This is a genomic window from Mariniblastus fucicola, assembly GCF_008087665.1.
GTDB lineage: Bacteria > Planctomycetota > Planctomycetia > Pirellulales > Pirellulaceae > Mariniblastus > Mariniblastus fucicola.
This window is the reverse complement of record NZ_CP042912.1, coordinates 644953-660166: the sequence shown is the minus strand read 5'-3', so window position 1 is coordinate 660166 and position 15214 is coordinate 644953. Positions and strand designations below refer to the sequence as shown.

Sequence of the window (15214 nt, the reverse complement as noted above, 5' to 3'; positions counted from 1 at the left end):
TTCATCCTTACTGCACACTGTGAGCGTTGGATACTGGTTCGCCACCAAAGCGAGTAAACGTCGATTCAATTTTCGCGCTAAGATCTCCGAACGATTTCGCTTTCCAATTCGCTCCCTGAGCCCGACTGCGATTGATGCGTGCCGTTTCAGCAGTTCGCTGCAACGTTTCGACAATATCCTGAGTCAGCTTCATTTGCTCATCGGAGTTCAACGTGATCTCATTGAGTCCGCTGTTCGATGCGGTTGATGCCTTGCAGATGTTTTCCAACACCTCAAGGGATCGAGTCACGCGGTCGAAGACCTGGCCAAGCTGAGTTTGCTCTCCGGTGGTCATCGTCAACGACTGAGCAGTTTCCAGTTGAATCAGTTCCAGCCGAGCCGTAATATCGGAGACAGCCTGAGCCGACTGTTCCGAGAGGGCACGAACTTCCTCCGCGACCAATGCAAAACCGCGGCCATGTTCTCCCGCTCTGACGGACTCGATCGAAGCGTTCAACGCCAACAAGTCAGTTCGCGATGACAGGTTTCCAATCGTCTGCAAGATGGACTCGACCTCACGGGCATGCTGGCCCAGAGCCTGTAGTTTCCGTTCACGAAGCGAAGATTGTTTTTTGACTTCCTGAACTTCGTCCGCCAGCGTGGCGACCTGACTCAGCCCCATTTCGGCGGCCGTCCGGGTAGCCTTGCAAGCCTCTTGCGTGCGAATCGCATGGCCACAAATCGATCCAACGCGATCGGCAAGTTGCTCGGCAAGCGTGTTCGTTTTCTCAAATGCTTCGGACTGCGATTCAGAACCGGTAACCAGTTCCTCCGTCGTGCGAGAGATCTCGAGCCCACAGCCCAGAATCACGCCAAGCTCCGAACCAACGTCAGACTGAAATCGGCGGAAAACGCGTTTGAGCTGTTGCAGGCAGGTTAGCGGCTGGCCGTCGGGACCAACCGACGAGTGCCCGTCCATGCCGGCCAGAAACCCTTGGATGGCTCTGAATTGTGCTTCGATCGAAGGTGCGGCTTCGTATTCCTTGCGAATTTCAGCGCGAGCAACAGAAACGGCTTCTGCGATCTCAATTTCATGCTGACGTTCACGCGTCGCGTTCTCACGACGCAAGTCGCCCATCTTTCTGCCCAGCGCGTTGAACTCATGGATCATCGTTTTTTCAAAATGATCCCGCTGCGGATCTCTGGCCTGCCTGACGACCGAGTCAAAGCTGGTCTGGACCGTCATCCACGAAAAGACTGACGAGCCAAAGAACACCAACACTCCGCTGGCTGCAAAAACCGCGGTCATGACCAGCGAGGTTTGACTGAACGCGGACGCAAGAAGCACTCCCGCGATGACGGAAACGATCGTGTTAACAATTTGTATGACAGTTAAACGCATGTCTGCTACATCCAGTTACAGGTAAGTTGCGGCTGGTTTTGGTCGCTTGATTGCCAGTACATTTCCAGCAGTCGCGACGCATACTGTTGAGTCGCGACCGGATCGAGGATTTGTAAAACGCGATTGTTCCACGATGCTGATCCATGGATGACTCTCGACCACGGATCACTCTGATCGGAATACGTGGAGATCGAAATCTCCAGCTCGGCAAGGGTCGCGGCTTCGTCAATCAGCAAACCCCAAGGGCCTTGTGGGCTGAGCAAAATCGCAAGTTGCTGTTCGGCATCGGCGGAGGTGTCGTACTGGATGCTCGAAAGCGCTCGTAGGCTGACGACGGGCAGGAATTCGTTCTGCAGGTGGCAAACGCCTTTCAAACTCGCGTCCGCGTGCGGAAGAGTCGCGATGTCCGGTCGTGGCACGATGCTTCGCACGGCCAGCGCGTTGATGCCGAACCAGTTTTCACCGCTGCGAAAAACACAGCAGCGTCCTTTGTCGTCGAGGATTGAATTGTTCATGGTGGTACCGCCTGGTATTGTCCGAGAGTCTAGGACAACTGGGTTTCAACGACGCTCAACAGGTCGTTGTCATTGACTGGCTTTTGAAGATAGGCACCCATTTCACGCCCCAGCATCTCGAGTGCTCTTGAGTTTTCAGTTGTGAGAAACACAATCGGTATGTCCTGGTAGACTGGATCTTCCCGCGACATTCGCTCACAGAATCCGTAGCCGTCCAGGCCTGGCATGTTGACGTCCAATACAATCAAAGCAGGGTTTTCCGCCAACTTCGTCAGCGCTTCTTCTCCGTCACGCGCGACGATCACGGAATAACCGGCCTCGGTAAGTATTCGCTTGACGGCCAGACGGATTGTCTGACAGTCATCTACGACCAAAATGGTGGACATTGTCATGGAGGGTATCCTTTTGAAACTCGCCCTGCGGAATCTACAAAGCTCGAAAAAGGATAAGTCGGCACCTGTAGTTTGCCGCTCATTTCTCACCGCTGCCGAAAAAAACAGCGGTCAGGCACCGTCGCAACCGTCGAGCATCAGATTCATTTTGAACACTTTTTTCAAAATTCGATTTGCCAGACCGCCATTCGCAACCTAGCGGATCCCGAAAGGTCTCACGCCACTGTGCGTCGCGTTACGATTCCGCATAATGGATACCCCGCAACGAACCCCCTCGATAAATAAATCATGATCAACGAGTCAGAAATCAGACTGCTGAGCGAGCGCAAGATCAGCCTGAAAACACTCAGCGGCTACCGCAAACATTTCCGCGTGCCCGCCAAGGGCGACACCGTTTCGGAAAAGTTCCTTGCCGATCTGGCGGAAGCGGATCTCAATGAAGACCTCGACAACATGTTCTCGAGCCTCCGGTCAGGCTTCGGTTTCAAACGAAAGCAGCTTACTGCGACGGAACCGATCGGCAATTTTGGCGAAGTCGCGACGCCAGGATTTACTTACGAAGTTTCCGTTTCGACGATCGAAGACGAACCTGCGAATGTTCTCTGGCGTCGTGCGATCTCCCGAATCGCGGATGCCGACGTGGTGACCTGTCCCGAGTTTGAAAAAACGTTTGGCAAACAGTTCAACATCCTTGAACTGGTGCTTGAAAAACCAATCGATGTTGAAGACGTCATCGATGAAGTTGAAGATTGTGATGATCCGGATGTCAAAGTGGACTACGAGAAAGACGCGTCGTGGTGCCGGATCGAGTTTCGCGGCCGCAAAGAAGCGATTTACGTCGACGCAGAGCGAATTCGTGTCAGTTCCAGCGGCGAGATTTCTCCTGCTGACCTGATCGAGACATTTCTGTCAGCTCATGCCCAATTCTTTAACGTTGCCAAATAGGAATCGGTCATGCTCGACGGCCAGGATTTGAATTCACGACTTGAGGAACTTGCCGTCCGCGTTGCGACCGTGCTGAAAGAACGCGGGCAGAAGATCGTGTTTGCCGAAAGTTGCACGGGTGGCAAAATGGCTGCGGCGATGACGACTGTGCCGGGGATTTCTGCAAGCTTTTGCGGGTCAGCTGTAACCTATCGCGAAGCCACAAAGACAGAGTGGCTTTCAGTTGCCGAATCTGATTTGGCGGAACACACTGCTGAATCGGAATTCACAACCAGAAAGATGGCTCAAAGCGTACTCGAGAAAACGCCGGAAGCAGATTTCTCCGTTGCCATCACAGGGCACCTTGGCCCGGGAGTCGAGGCGGCGATCGATGGACGAATCTTCGTCGTATTGTCGAAACGCGCCGATGGTTCATTCGTTTTCAACGCCGCTGAATTTCGGCTTGGCGGCGGTGACAGAAAACAGCGACAAACGGAGGCCGCTTGCTTTGCGCTGCAACATTTCATGGATGCGATCGCGACAGTACAGAATTGAAACCGCAGCGAACAAGGCCGATCCACTGCGACGGCGACGCGGGCATTGCGAATGTGATCATCTGATCGAAACGCAAATCGCGCCCGGAACAAAAGCTGACTTCTTCTGATAGGTCAGCTTTCCAGTTTCGGCATCGATCGAAAAAACTGTCACTGAGTTCGTGTGAGCTCCTGCCGCGAGAAGCCATTTCCCATCAGGCGTCAGATTGAAATTGCGAGGCCAGGCTCCGTGAATGGAAGCTGTCTGTACTCGCCCAAGCTCCAAACTTTCGGCTTCAAACCGGAACACCGAGATCGAGTCGTGGCCGCGATTGGCGCTATAGATGAACTTTCCGCCGGGATGAATTCTGACTTCGGACGCACTGTTGAAGATTTCACCGCTACGCTGGTCTTCGGACAACGTCGGTACCGTTTCAACCAGCTTCATCGCCCCGCCGTCTTGCAGCTCAAAGCAGCTCATCGACATCGCCAGTTCGTTGAGCACAAACGCAAAGTTCGGGCCGTCAGGTTTGGTTGCATTGAGAATCTTCATGTGCCGCGGGCCACCACCTTTGACGCACGCCACAGGTTGCTCTGTCGCAACCAGTTTTTGGTTTTCAAGGTCCAGCTTATAGACAACTAACTGATCCAGCCCGAGGTCCGGCACAAAGACAAACTGATTGTCGGGGCTAACTTCGGCGTAGTGTGGATGCGGGCTTTTCTGGCGGCGAGGCACGACGTTGGAACCCCCCGTGTGCCTGATTTCCTGAACTGAATCTTCCAGCAAACCGTCGTCATCGATTGGAATGCTGATCACGGTTCCGCCACCGTACTGGGCGCTAATCAAAACGGAACCGGTTTGGTCGGTCGTCAGAAAACAGGAGCCGTTGCTAATCTGAACCGTCTGAAGAATCGACAGTGTGTTGTCATCGGCGACCTTGATCGAACACACCGATGGCTTGCCGTTCACATTGGCGGTCGAGTAGATAATCGGCAGTTTCGGATGCCAGGCGATCCAGCCCGTTCCGACGAGTTCAAGTGCGAGACGCGATTCTGAAAGATCGCCGGACTGCGTGTTGAACGACGCATGCCAGATTCCTGCCGGTTGCCCGGCGTTGTTCCCACCGGTGCCAAACCAGACATCAAGCTCCTCTGCGATCGATGCTGCGCTGAAAGAGATAAGCAACAGAATCGCGATCGAGAAAACTTTCATGAATTACCTTGCTGCGAATTGTTCGGCGAATTGAATCATCCAGTTGTTGAGCTTTTGTTCGAAGCCCTCAAAGGTCGCTTCGTCGATGTCCTCGAAGTGATTCCAGCTGAACAACTCCTTGTCCGCGATCGTTCCTTTGCCAGCGATATTCACGACGTTGTAGTCATTGAAGGGACGAACAGAAAGCTCCAGACGCGAGAAGAACGAACCCGCGCGACCATCCGGTCCACGCGTCAGATCCTGGCGATGAATCGCACCGCCCCAGCCCTTGGTGCCGTAGATAATGTCGTATTCAAAACCGGGAAAACGATCCGCAAGCCGCTTCAGCGATTTCTCGATATGCTCCGAAAGGTGCAAACGGAAATCATTGTGCCGACGTTTGATTTCGTCCGCGCTAAGCGTTTTCTCTTTGCGATCCTGCTCTCGTTTTGTAATGCGCTGCTGGCCGCGCTCGATCGCTTTTTCCAGCTGGTCGTCGAAATTCATATGAGTCGTTTACTGCTCGTCCGAGTTGTCCGGCTTCTTTTTAACAAACTGCATCAAATCTGAAAACGACGTCATCGGAGCATCGCCCTTGAGCATGTCATCGGTAATTGGCGTCACCGGCTTCGGCGCCTTTGGTTTTGGCTTCCATGATTTTTTGAAGTCAGATCGTTTTTTATTGTCGCGACCACGATTTGGTTTGCGACCGCCACCGCGGGCCGCGCCACGTTCGTTGCCAGAACCGCCTCTTGCCGGACGTCTACCGCGCTGGCCCTTTCCTTTTTCAGTCCCCGGTCGAATCGCAGTCAATTTAACGCGACGTTTCTTGACATCGATTTCGGTCACCCATGTGCGAATCACATCGCCGACCGCAAACACGACTTGAGGGTCCCGAATGAATCGATTCGAAAGCTGGCTGACGTGCACAAGGCAGCTTTCGCCCAGCCCGATGTCAACGAAGACGCCGAAATCGACGACGTTGACGACCTGAGCTTCCAGCTCCATCCCTTGCTGTAGCTCATCCGTCTTGAGCATTCCGCGACGAAAGACTGGTTTGCGAGTCTTCTCGCGAGGGTCCCAATCGGGACGCTTCATTGTGCGTACGATATCGGCCAGCAAGAGTTTCCCAGCGGGAATTTCCGTCGACAGGTTGTCGAGCTCAAGCTTCGAAATTCGCTCCACAATTTCACGTCGCTTCTTGCGTGCAGCCACCAACTCCGGGGAAGGCTTGGGCCGCGAAGGAGGCGAAACGGGTTTTGATTCAGCATCCGAAACAGTCGTGGTTTCAGCAGCCGTGGTTTCAGTAGCCGCTGTTTCAGCAGCCGCACCAGTTGGCAAATCGGCTGTCGTTGTCGCTGGAGCAGCTTCCTCGGTTGATGACGTTTCCGCTGCCACTGGAGTTACGGGTTCAGCTGCGGCGACATCGACATCGGTCGAATCAGTAGCCGTTGGCTCGGCCTTTGCAGGTTCAGTACTCGCTGGTCCACTACTCGCTGGTTCAGTACTCGCTGGTTCAGTCGAATCCGCCGCTGGCAAATCAGCTTTCGCAACTTCTGGCGTTGCTGACACTTCGCCGGCCTGAGCTGCCAATCCGCCATCAGCAGCTTTATCTTTGGCCGCTGGTGTAGCGGACGCCACCTCAAATCGTGCTTCTTGCGGAAACAGCTGTTCCGCAGTTGCATCAACTCGCTTGATAATCTCTTCCGCGATCGGATAGCTTTCGGGGTGAATCGAAGTCGAATCGAGCGGACAATCGCCTCCAGAAATGCGAAGGAATCCAGCCACCTGAACGAAGGTCGCATCACCGACGCCGCTGACTTCCTTGAGCTGACTCCGGTTCTTGAAACCGCCCTGTTCTTTTCGGTGTTCGACAAGCCGCCGGGCAGTCAATGCATTGAGCCCGCTTACGTACGACAGCAACGAAGGGCTGGCCGTGTTCGCGTCGACACCAACGCGATTGACACAAAACTGGACAACGTCATCCAACGACGCGCTCAGATGCTTCGCTCTGACGTCGTGTTGATACATCCCGACACCAATGTTTGCCGGACTGATTTTGACCAACTCCGACATCGGATCCTGCAATCGACGGCCAATCGAAACGGCACTGCGAATGGCTGGCGTAAAATCAGGAAGCTCTTCACGTCCGACTTCACTGGTCGAGTAAATGCTGGCGCCGGCTTCGTTGACCATCACATAGCGAATCGACTGGTTGTCTGTCAGATGAGTCTCAATGCAATCCGAAATCATCTGCTCGGCTTCGCGACACGCGGCACCGTTTCCAATTGCGATCAAGTCAACCGAATATTGCGAAACGAGTTCGGCGACTCGCTTGCGACTTTCGTCTCGCCGAGCCTGATTTCCGACAACGAAAACATGATCCGAATGCAGCACGTCGCCATTCTTTTCCAGAATCGCAATTGAACAACCTCGTTTGTAGCCAGGATCGATCGCCAACACACGGCGATTCCGAATCGGTGGCTGCAGCAACAGATTGCGCAAGTTGTTGGCGAAGACTTCGACCGCATGTTTCTCTGCGGACTCGGTCATCTGTCGGCGAATTTCGCGTTCCAGAGACGGCAGCACCAGTCGAGTCAAAGCGTCTTTGACGCAAGTCTTCATATGATCAGCGAACGGATGATCTTCGGGGACCAGTTTTTTGGTCGCAAGTTCGAAGACGCGATTCTCATCACATTCGATTTTGACTTTCAGCTTTTTCGCACGCTCGCCGCGATTGATCGACAACACCCGGTGATGCGGAAACTTTTTCAGTGGCTGCTTGAAGTTGTGATAGTCCTTGTACGGATCATCAACCGGCCGTTTTTTCTTCTTTTTCTTTTTGGTCTTTGATTTCGCAGGAGCAGCCGCAACCGGCGTTTTCGCCTTGGCATCGGCCACAACTTCAGTCTCAGGTTTAACTTCGGCCTCGGGCTTGGCCTCGGATTCTGTACCAGCTTTTGCATCCGATGCCGGTTCGACGTCGGGCTTCGATTCAGCGACTGCCGCGATCGTCGCATCCGATTCTGTTTTGTCCCCATCGGCCTCAGTTGAAGAAGAATCCGCAGGCTGAAGCGACTTAACGGTTTCTTCAGACGCCACCGGTTCAGAAGCTGACACAGGCTCCGACGCAGTCTCTTCTGTCTTCGTCGCTGCCTGCCCAGCCTGTTCAGACGAAGGCATCGCGACACTCTTGGTCTCAACTTTTTCTTCGTTGCCAGACTTCTGCTTGCCAGCTTCCGGCTCGTCCCGCGCCGTCGAAAGAGCCGTCAGCTTCCCGGTCTCGTTGACCACCTTCCGCAGTTCCTGACGCAACTCGATGTCGTCCGCAAAACGCTCCGCCAACAGATCGCTAACTCCGCGAATCACATCGTCGACCGAAGTCAGCCCTTTGTCGACGCGAACGTATTCCGTCGCCTTGGTCGCCAGATCAACTTCGGGAGCCGTCCCGTTAAAAATGTCTTCGGCCAGTGGACCGAGTCCTTGCTGGCGCGCTTCCTGCGCACGCGACTTCTTTCGCGGCTTGAACGGCAGGTAGGCATCTTCCAACGCGCGGCTGGTGCTGGCTTTGTCGATCGCGATTTTCAGCTTGTCCGTCAGCTTACCCTGGGACTCAATCGACTTGAGCACGAAAGCTTTGCGTTCCGCGAGGGCGCGGAGCGACGTCGTCTGCTGCTTGATCGACAGAATCTGCTCCTCGTTCAACCCGCCCGTTTCGTCTTTGCGAAAACGGGTGATAAACGGGATTGTGTTTCCATCGTCCAGCAGTTCGATCGTCCGCTGAACTTTCTCTGGAGGTAAATTTTGGTCGCGCGCAATTATTGAAATATCAATCATCTGGGAAAACCCATTTGGGGATGATCCTGGGGCCCGGTATTCAGTGGAGGGACCTGAACCGCATGGAAGGGGTGACGATTTTAGCACCAATCGCCGAACTTCACACAGCCTTTATGCATCGCAACTACATTCTGCAAGCAAAAGCCGACTCATCACTGGTGTTCGTCAATTCACAGTAGTGGATTTTGACTTATCTATAACACCAACTCGCATTCGGGCACATCGATCACGAATCAGTATCCCGCGGCCTGTCCGTCCTTGCGAGATTCCGACGCACCAAGAAAAACGTCGTTCTCCGCGTCGTACTGAATTCCCTGATAGCCGCCAAAAGAGCCGACATTCTGCGTCAACCGATGCCTTCGCTTGACCAACTCACGGCGGACACTGCGTTCAAATCCAGACTCGAGCGAGACCGTTCCTCCGTCTCTCATTTTCTCACCTGTCGGCTGCGAGGAGCCAGTGTGCAGGATCCGCGGCGCGTCCCCGGCTTCCTGAACGTTCATCCCAAAGTCGACCATGTTCATCACAATTTGAACGTGCCCCTGAGGCTGCGTTGCGCCGCCCATGACGCCGAAACTCAGAAACGGTTTTCCGTCTTTGGTGACGAAGGCCGGGATGATGGTGTGGAAAGGTCGTTTACCCGGAGCATAGGAATTCGGTCGGCCAGGCGTCAGATCGAATAGCTCGCCACGATCCTGCAAGCAAAAACCCAACCCGTCGGGGCACATCCCCGAACCCATTCCGCGATAGTTGCTTTGAATCAGAGAGACCATGTTTCGATCCTTGTCAGCGACCGTTAAATAGATTGTGTCTCCCTGAGTGATGCCGACGTCGTAGCGTGATGCTGCTGATTTCCTGATCAGTTTGCGACGCTCGGCGGCGTAATCTTTCGAAATCAGACGTTCCACCGGCGTGGAGTAAAAATCCATGTCGGCATACAGTCGAGCGCGATCTTCAAACGCAAGCTTCTTGGCTTCAACAAAGTTGTGCACGTGCTCGGTGCTGCCATATCCGATTTCCGAAAAGTCAAACGCTTCGAGAATGTTCAACATTTGCAATGCCGCGATCCCCTGACCGTTGGGAGGCAATTCCCAGACGTCGTAGCCACGGTAGTTCGTCGCAACAGGCTCAACCCATTCGCTTTTATGTGCCGCCAAATCTTCGTAGGACAAATATCCGCCATGCTGTTTCATAAAAGCATCAATCGTTTTGGCGATTGAGCCCTGATAGAATTCGTCACGGCCTTTCTCTGCAAGTTTCTCCAGAGTCGAGGCCAGCATCGGATTGCGAAAGATCTCGCCTTTGGCCGGCGCCTTTCCGTCCCGCAAAAAAGTGGCCTCGAAACCCGGGTATCGTTTCAGGAACGCACTTCGTCCCCAGTAATAGGCGATCAACTCCGAAACGGGAAAGCCTTCTTTGGCGTAGCGAATCGCCGGCGCGAGATTGTCTGCCATCGGAAGCTGGCCGAACTTTTTGTGCAACTCAAACCATCCGTCGACGCAACCGGGAACGGAAACAGGAAGCGGACCTAGCGCCGGAATCGAGTCGCGATCACCAATCTCTTCCCGCAGCTTTTCCAGGGTCAAACTTTTCGGCGATCGTCCGCTGGCGTTGAGCCCGTAGAGCTTTTGGTCTTCCTCGATCCACACGATCGCGAACAGGTCGCCGCCCATCCCGTTGCCCGTCGGCTCCATCAAGCCCAGCGTGGCGTTGGCAGCGATCGCGGCATCAATTGCGTTGCCACCGGACTTCAGGATGTCGAGCGCGACTTGCGTGGCCAACGGCTGACTGGTCGCCGCCATTCCAGTGCGTGCGATGACTTCGCTGCGCGTCGCAAATGGCTGGCCCGTAATACGGTCCTGCGCAACAAGCGGCGATGCAAGAAAACCGATCAGCAGTATCACAATAAAACGCATGGAGTGCTCCTGTACCCGGACGAAAACCTGCGGCTGTGAACGTCAACAGCCATCTGGTCGCGGTGAACACATTGTAACGGGAAGACCTGTCGCTTTGTCGAGCGTCGAGTCGAGCAAATGCCAGATCGCGATCGGCAAGTCGGGTGCTCTGGCCATTCGGGTTTCGAACATTTCCTCCACCGATCGCAGTGTCCCGAAATTCGCCTATTCCGGGCAATCTCCAATTTTCTAGTGGACGGGCAAGCCCGAAATTCAATTAGTCCTTAACCGCTTCAGAACGTTTCGGGGAAACGAGTGTTAGTCAAACAGCCCCGCAGAAAATACAGGATGGCAATCGTGAGTCGTTTCATCAAACAAAACCCCATGGATGCATGGCAACGCCTTGGCACCTCGAATGAATTTTAATCTTGCAAAACAGACGATCCCAAATGCTTTGTTCCTGCTGGTCGCATTTTCCTGGCTGGCAGTCGTAACGACTCCAGTCGCTGCTCAGGGACCGCCGGGCGGTGGGCCTCCGGGCGGACCGAACGAAGAGAAAGTTGAGCTGATGGATCAGTTCGACGCCGACGAAAACGGTGTGCTGGACAAACGGGAACGTGCGAAAGCGCGAAAGTTTCTGAAGTCAAATGAGCCTGCGGCGGGAAATCGTGGCCAGCGCGGTGGACGACGCGGACCACCGGGTGAAGGACAAGGCCAACCAGGCGGCCCAGGATTTGATGGCCCTCCCGGAGGCGGACCTCCCGGTGGTGGCTTTCCACCGTTCGGCGGCCCTCCCGGATTTGGACCTCCAGGCGGCGGACGAGGCGGACCTCCAGGCGGTGGACCCGGCGGCATGTCGACCCCGAAGGGGACTCAAGGCGAGCGTGTGCTGGCAAGAAAAGTAGAGAACTATCCAGATGCGGAACTGTATGACCCGAGTGTGCTGCGGACGCTTTTTCTCAAGTTCGAAAACTCAGATTGGGAAGAAGAACTTGCCGCTTTCAAACGGACCGATGTTGAAGTTCCCGCCTTGCTAACCGTTGACGGGAAAGAGTATCCACAAGTTGGCGTTCGCTTCCGCGGCGCGTCGTCGTATTTTTCAATCCCGGCGGGCAACAAACGCTCGCTCAACCTTTCGGTCGACCTGGTGGATGAGGACCAGCGACTCTACGGCTATCGCACACTCAATCTGCTCAATTGCAACGGCGATCCGACGATGATGAGCTCTCTGCTGTATTCGAAGTTTGCAAGAAAACAGATCGCAGCACCGAAAGTGAACTTTGTCCGAGTCGTCATCAACGGGCGCGACTGGGGAATTTACGCCAACGCCCAGCAGTTCAACAAGGATCTGCTAGAGGAAAACTATGGCTCGAAAAAAGGTGCTCGCTGGAAAGTCAGCGGGTCTCCTCGCGGCGACGGCGGGCTACGCTATCTGGGCGAAGACATTGAGCCCTATCGTGAGCGTTTTGAGATCAAGTCGAAAGACAAAGACAGCTCGTGGAAAGACCTGATCGAACTATGCAAGATCCTGAACGAGACTCCAGCGGAACAACTGGTTGAGAAGCTCGATCCGATCCTTGATATCGACGGAGTGCTCTGGTTCCTGGCTGTCGATGTGGCTGTGGTTAACAGCGATGGCTATTGGACGCGAGCCAGCGACTACAGCATCTACCAGAACAAGGAAGGCAAGTTCCACATTTTACCCCACGACATGAACGAAGCGTTCCGCGAAGGCCACGGTGGTCCAGGCGGAGCGCGAGGTGGACGAGGCGGATTCGGATTTGGATTCGGACAGCCTGGCACTGGTGAAAACCAGGCAGATCGCGGGCGACGTGACGAGCGCGGCAGAGGCGACGATCCGCGACAACGTGAGCGTGGTGGTCGTGGCCGAGGCGAAGGCCCGCAAGATCGTGGACGTGGTGAGGGCGGCCAACAACGCGGACCGGGTGGCGGAGGCGGCGGACACGGAGGTGTTGAGCTGGATCCACTGGTTGGACTCGAAAACGATCGCATGCCGCTTCGCAGCAAACTGCTGGCCAACGAGGAGTTGCGTCAGAAGTACCTGAAGTACATCGGAATGATTGCCAAAGACCTGAAATGGGAAAACATGGAGCCAACGGTTTCTGCGGCTCGCAAACTGATTCAGGATCAGGTGAAGAAGGACACTCGCAAGCTGATGACTTACGAACAGTTCCTCGAAGCGACGGATCCTGAAAAAGGAACTTTGCGAACGTTCTGCGAAAAACGGTCTGCTTACCTGCTCGGTCGAGAGGATATCCAGGCAGTGTTGAAGTAGGCATCGATTCTCATGTTGACGATAAACTTCCGCGGGGGAACGACTCCGCCGGAAGTGCTTCGACTTGCTGCCGCTTGCTCCAACAAACAAGCTGCAAATTTTGATCGGTCCACCAGAGTACCTCTGACGATTTTGAATCCTATGGAATTTCTTGAAGTCCCAATTTTTGACGATGACTTTTTCAAGCTGATTACGCGCTTGATCATCAATTGCCTTGTCTCGGTCGCGATCGTGGCGTTCTGTTACCGACGGCATCAAAAGGGCGATGTCTATGTGTTCAGCTTTCTGCTGATCAATCTGATGGTCTTCTTCCTGTGCTTCGTGTTGAAGAAGCTGGACATTGGGCTGGGAATGGCCCTGGGACTCTTCGCAATTTTTGGCATCATGCGTTATCGAACCGATACGATACGTGTCAAGGAAATGACCTACCTGTTTATTCTGGTGGGCGTCGCTGTGATCAACGCGTTGTCCAATCGGAAAACCAGCTACGTGGAACTCGCGTTTACGAATTTCGTTATCGTTGCGGTCGTGTACTTTTTGGAACAAGCCATGTTTTCAAAACGTCCGCTGTCGAAGCAGCAGGTCGTGTACGACAACTTGCCGCTGTTGGGACCGACGTTCCGAAAAGAGCTGTTTGAAGATTTGCAAAACCGAACGGGACTGGTGCCCGAACAGGTGAAAGTTTCGAAAATGGATTTGCAAAAGGGCTGCGCCCAGCTGGTGATTTACCATCATGGACAAATCCGCATCGAAGCTCCCAATTCGAAAACGGCGGAAGACGGCACCTCTGTCGGCGACAAACCCGTCGATGTTGCCGTGGCAAGCGAATAGGCAACCGCAGCCCGCAACCTGTTCTATCCGGAAGGAAACTGCCGGCAGTACTCGTAGACAGCCATCGTGGTCGCGGTGACGACGTTATAACTGTAGGGCAATCCGTAAACCGGAATCTCGATGCAGTCGTCAGTCAAAGCAAGCTCATCGTCTGGAATCCCGTGACGCTCATGGCCGATCAGCAACGCGGTCTTTCGTTCGTAGCTGTACTCGAAAAGATTGTGCGAATCATCGGTTTGCTCGAGACCAACGATGCGAAAGCCATCTGACTTGAGCTGCTTAAGCACGGGAAGCAAGGTTCGCTTGTGAACAATTTCAACTTCTTTGGCTCCGTCTCGCGCAATCTTGGGATCGATCTTGGGATTGCCCGAGGTAATAATTTTTGTGATCCCTGCGCAGGAGACAAGCCTTACCATCCGCGAAAGATTGACGTTGCTGCGAAGGGCAGGGCAGACAATCACAATTTCGCGTGGCCGTTCAAGTTCCGTGCCTGGCTTGTGTCGAATTTGTTCAGTCATGACACTTCTGGTCAGCTAAATTCCCGGGTTGTTGATTGGTCGAAAGCACGTTCGATCTCCGCCGCAGACCTTCGCCGCCGCAATGCCACTCAGTGGTTGGTCAATGTCGCGGCCAAGCGGCTTGTGCGGCGTAAATGAGAAAGACTCGCCTCGGTTGAAAAGATCGTCGCCCAAGTCTGACGCTATTCTAAATCATTCCGAAGTCCATCAGGTCGTCCGCCGACGCGTCATCGCCAGTCGTTTCAGCGGCCGTCGGAGCAGCCTGTTGCAGGCCGACGTATTCGACGCTCGACGCGTCCCCCACCAAAAAGAAAATCTCACCCGCTTCGTTGTGCAGCAGAAATCCGGCATCCGCCTCAAGGCCGCCACGAAAGCTGTAGGGAAATTTGAAGATGGCTCCTTCGGAAAGCTCAGCCGCCAGCTTTTCATCCAATTCCTCGGATTCGAGTCGGTAGATCAGGCGAATGTTGTGGTTCAAAAAGTCTTCCGAATCCGCTCGCTGTCCGAGCTCAATCGGAGCCGCGAAAGACGATGGCACGGGAACAATTTTATTGCCCGCCAGATCAACCGCAGTCAAATCAGCTTTCTCGACCCAGTTGCCATCTGCATCGACATAGCCAATCCCGGTTCCACCCTTTCCAATCAGCGTCTTGCCGTCTTCAGCCAGCGTATTCAGTTCGCAAGGTTCGCCGTCTTCGTCCAGCACCAACGTCTCTTTGAAACCGTAAAGCCGCGTCCGATCGACTTTGTGCATTTCAAAATCAACCTGAGAACCGCCAAAGTTAAACGAAAGTGTGCGAGGCATTGGATTCCAAATCGAGTTGCTTGATTTCCCGGCGACGTCATTTCACGACAGCAACGCAGCCTGAATTCCGATCAACGCAGCGCAATGGTCGCGTT

The 15214-nt window shown here is 54.2% G+C and carries 13 protein-coding genes; 4 read left to right on the top strand and 9 right to left on the bottom strand.

Annotation, left to right across the window (positions count from 1 at the left end; genetic code table 11):
- Positions 1-7: 7 nt before the first annotated feature.
- From MFFC18_RS02440 to MFFC18_RS02430, 3 genes are read right to left on the bottom strand one after another with little or no spacing between them, the layout of a single operon-like run.
- Positions 8-1381: a methyl-accepting chemotaxis protein gene (locus tag MFFC18_RS02440; protein WP_075084733.1), complete on the bottom strand. Its 1374-nt coding sequence runs from the start codon at positions 1379-1381 to the stop codon at positions 8-10.
- A gap of 5 nt (positions 1382-1386) precedes the next feature.
- Positions 1387-1896: a chemotaxis protein CheW gene (locus MFFC18_RS02435; protein ID WP_075084734.1), complete on the bottom strand. Its 510-nt coding sequence runs from the start codon at positions 1894-1896 to the stop codon at positions 1387-1389.
- Between the two features lie 29 nt (positions 1897-1925).
- On the bottom strand, positions 1926-2288 hold the full coding sequence (locus MFFC18_RS02430) for a response regulator (protein WP_084417148.1): 363 nt from the start codon (positions 2286-2288) through the stop codon (positions 1926-1928).
- A gap of 288 nt (positions 2289-2576) precedes the next feature.
- On the opposite strand from MFFC18_RS02430, the gene MFFC18_RS02425 reads away from it, so the two are divergent.
- Positions 2577-3233, top strand: a complete 657-nt coding sequence (locus MFFC18_RS02425) for a hypothetical protein (protein WP_075084737.1) — start codon at positions 2577-2579, stop codon at positions 3231-3233.
- Positions 3234-3242: 9 nt separating this feature from the next.
- Entirely contained in the window at positions 3243-3767 is a 525-nt protein-coding gene (locus MFFC18_RS02420) for a CinA family protein (RefSeq protein WP_084417149.1), read from the top strand.
- Positions 3768-3824: 57 nt separating this feature from the next.
- On the opposite strand, the gene MFFC18_RS02415 is transcribed toward MFFC18_RS02420, so the two are convergent.
- From MFFC18_RS02415 to ggt, 4 genes are all read right to left on the bottom strand, one after another.
- Positions 3825-4958 carry a lactonase family protein gene (locus MFFC18_RS02415; protein WP_075084738.1) on the bottom strand — a complete coding sequence of 378 codons (1134 nt, stop codon included), beginning with the start codon at positions 4956-4958 and terminating at the stop codon, positions 3825-3827.
- A gap of 3 nt (positions 4959-4961) precedes the next feature.
- Positions 4962-5444 (bottom strand): hypothetical protein, encoded by a 483-nt coding sequence (locus MFFC18_RS02410; protein WP_075084739.1) that lies wholly within the window; start codon positions 5442-5444, stop codon positions 4962-4964.
- A gap of 9 nt (positions 5445-5453) precedes the next feature.
- Positions 5454-8774, bottom strand: a complete 3321-nt coding sequence (locus tag MFFC18_RS02405) for a helix-hairpin-helix domain-containing protein (protein WP_075084740.1) — start codon at positions 8772-8774, stop codon at positions 5454-5456.
- Positions 8775-9007: 233 nt separating this feature from the next.
- Positions 9008-10690, bottom strand: coding sequence for a gamma-glutamyltransferase (gene ggt, locus MFFC18_RS02400; protein WP_075084741.1), 1683 nt, complete (start codon positions 10688-10690; stop codon positions 9008-9010).
- 394 nt (positions 10691-11084) lie between these two features.
- On the opposite strand from ggt, the gene MFFC18_RS02395 reads away from it, so the two are divergent.
- Both MFFC18_RS02395 and MFFC18_RS02390 read left to right on the top strand, forming a co-directional pair.
- The gene (locus MFFC18_RS02395) at positions 11085-12965 is read left to right on the top strand and encodes a CotH kinase family protein (protein WP_202907543.1); all 1881 of its coding nucleotides are present in this window, start codon (positions 11085-11087) and stop codon (positions 12963-12965) included.
- A 141-nt stretch (positions 12966-13106) separates the two neighbouring features.
- Entirely contained in the window at positions 13107-13796 is a 690-nt protein-coding gene (locus MFFC18_RS02390) for a DUF4956 domain-containing protein (protein ID WP_157665156.1), read from the top strand.
- Positions 13797-13819: 23 nt separating this feature from the next.
- Here the strand turns inward: MFFC18_RS02390 and MFFC18_RS02385 are convergent, their stop codons facing one another.
- Together MFFC18_RS02385 and MFFC18_RS02380 are read right to left on the bottom strand one after the other, a co-directional pair.
- Positions 13820-14314: a TrmH family RNA methyltransferase gene (locus tag MFFC18_RS02385; protein ID WP_084417151.1), complete on the bottom strand. Its 495-nt coding sequence runs from the start codon at positions 14312-14314 to the stop codon at positions 13820-13822.
- Positions 14315-14501: 187 nt separating this feature from the next.
- A complete protein-coding gene (locus MFFC18_RS02380; RefSeq protein ID WP_075084743.1) occupies positions 14502-15119 on the bottom strand; it encodes a hypothetical protein in 618 nt (205 codons plus the stop codon).
- Positions 15120-15214 lie beyond the last annotated feature (95 nt).

Coding starts and splice junctions, on each gene's coding strand:
- MFFC18_RS02440 (WP_075084733.1), bottom strand. CDS start 1,381: ATGCGTTTAACTGTCATACAAATTGTTAACACGATCGTTTCCGTCATC.
- MFFC18_RS02415 (WP_075084738.1), bottom strand. CDS start 4,958: ATGAAAGTTTTCTCGATCGCGATTCTGTTGCTTATCTCTTTCAGCGCA.
- ggt (WP_075084741.1), bottom strand. CDS start 10,690: ATGCGTTTTATTGTGATACTGCTGATCGGTTTTCTTGCATCGCCGCTT.
- MFFC18_RS02395 (WP_202907543.1), top strand. CDS start 11,085: ATGAATTTTAATCTTGCAAAACAGACGATCCCAAATGCTTTGTTCCTG.
- MFFC18_RS02425 (WP_075084737.1), top strand. CDS start 2,577: ATGATCAACGAGTCAGAAATCAGACTGCTGAGCGAGCGCAAGATCAGC.
- MFFC18_RS02410 (WP_075084739.1), bottom strand. CDS start 5,444: ATGAATTTCGACGACCAGCTGGAAAAAGCGATCGAGCGCGGCCAGCAG.
- MFFC18_RS02430 (WP_084417148.1), bottom strand. CDS start 2,288: ATGACAATGTCCACCATTTTGGTCGTAGATGACTGTCAGACAATCCGT.
- MFFC18_RS02390 (WP_157665156.1), top strand. CDS start 13,107: ATGGAATTTCTTGAAGTCCCAATTTTTGACGATGACTTTTTCAAGCTG.
- MFFC18_RS02420 (WP_084417149.1), top strand. CDS start 3,243: ATGCTCGACGGCCAGGATTTGAATTCACGACTTGAGGAACTTGCCGTC.
- MFFC18_RS02405 (WP_075084740.1), bottom strand. CDS start 8,774: ATGATTGATATTTCAATAATTGCGCGCGACCAAAATTTACCTCCAGAG.
- MFFC18_RS02435 (WP_075084734.1), bottom strand. CDS start 1,896: ATGAACAATTCAATCCTCGACGACAAAGGACGCTGCTGTGTTTTTCGC.
- MFFC18_RS02385 (WP_084417151.1), bottom strand. CDS start 14,314: ATGACTGAACAAATTCGACACAAGCCAGGCACGGAACTTGAACGGCCA.
- MFFC18_RS02380 (WP_075084743.1), bottom strand. CDS start 15,119: ATGCCTCGCACACTTTCGTTTAACTTTGGCGGTTCTCAGGTTGATTTT.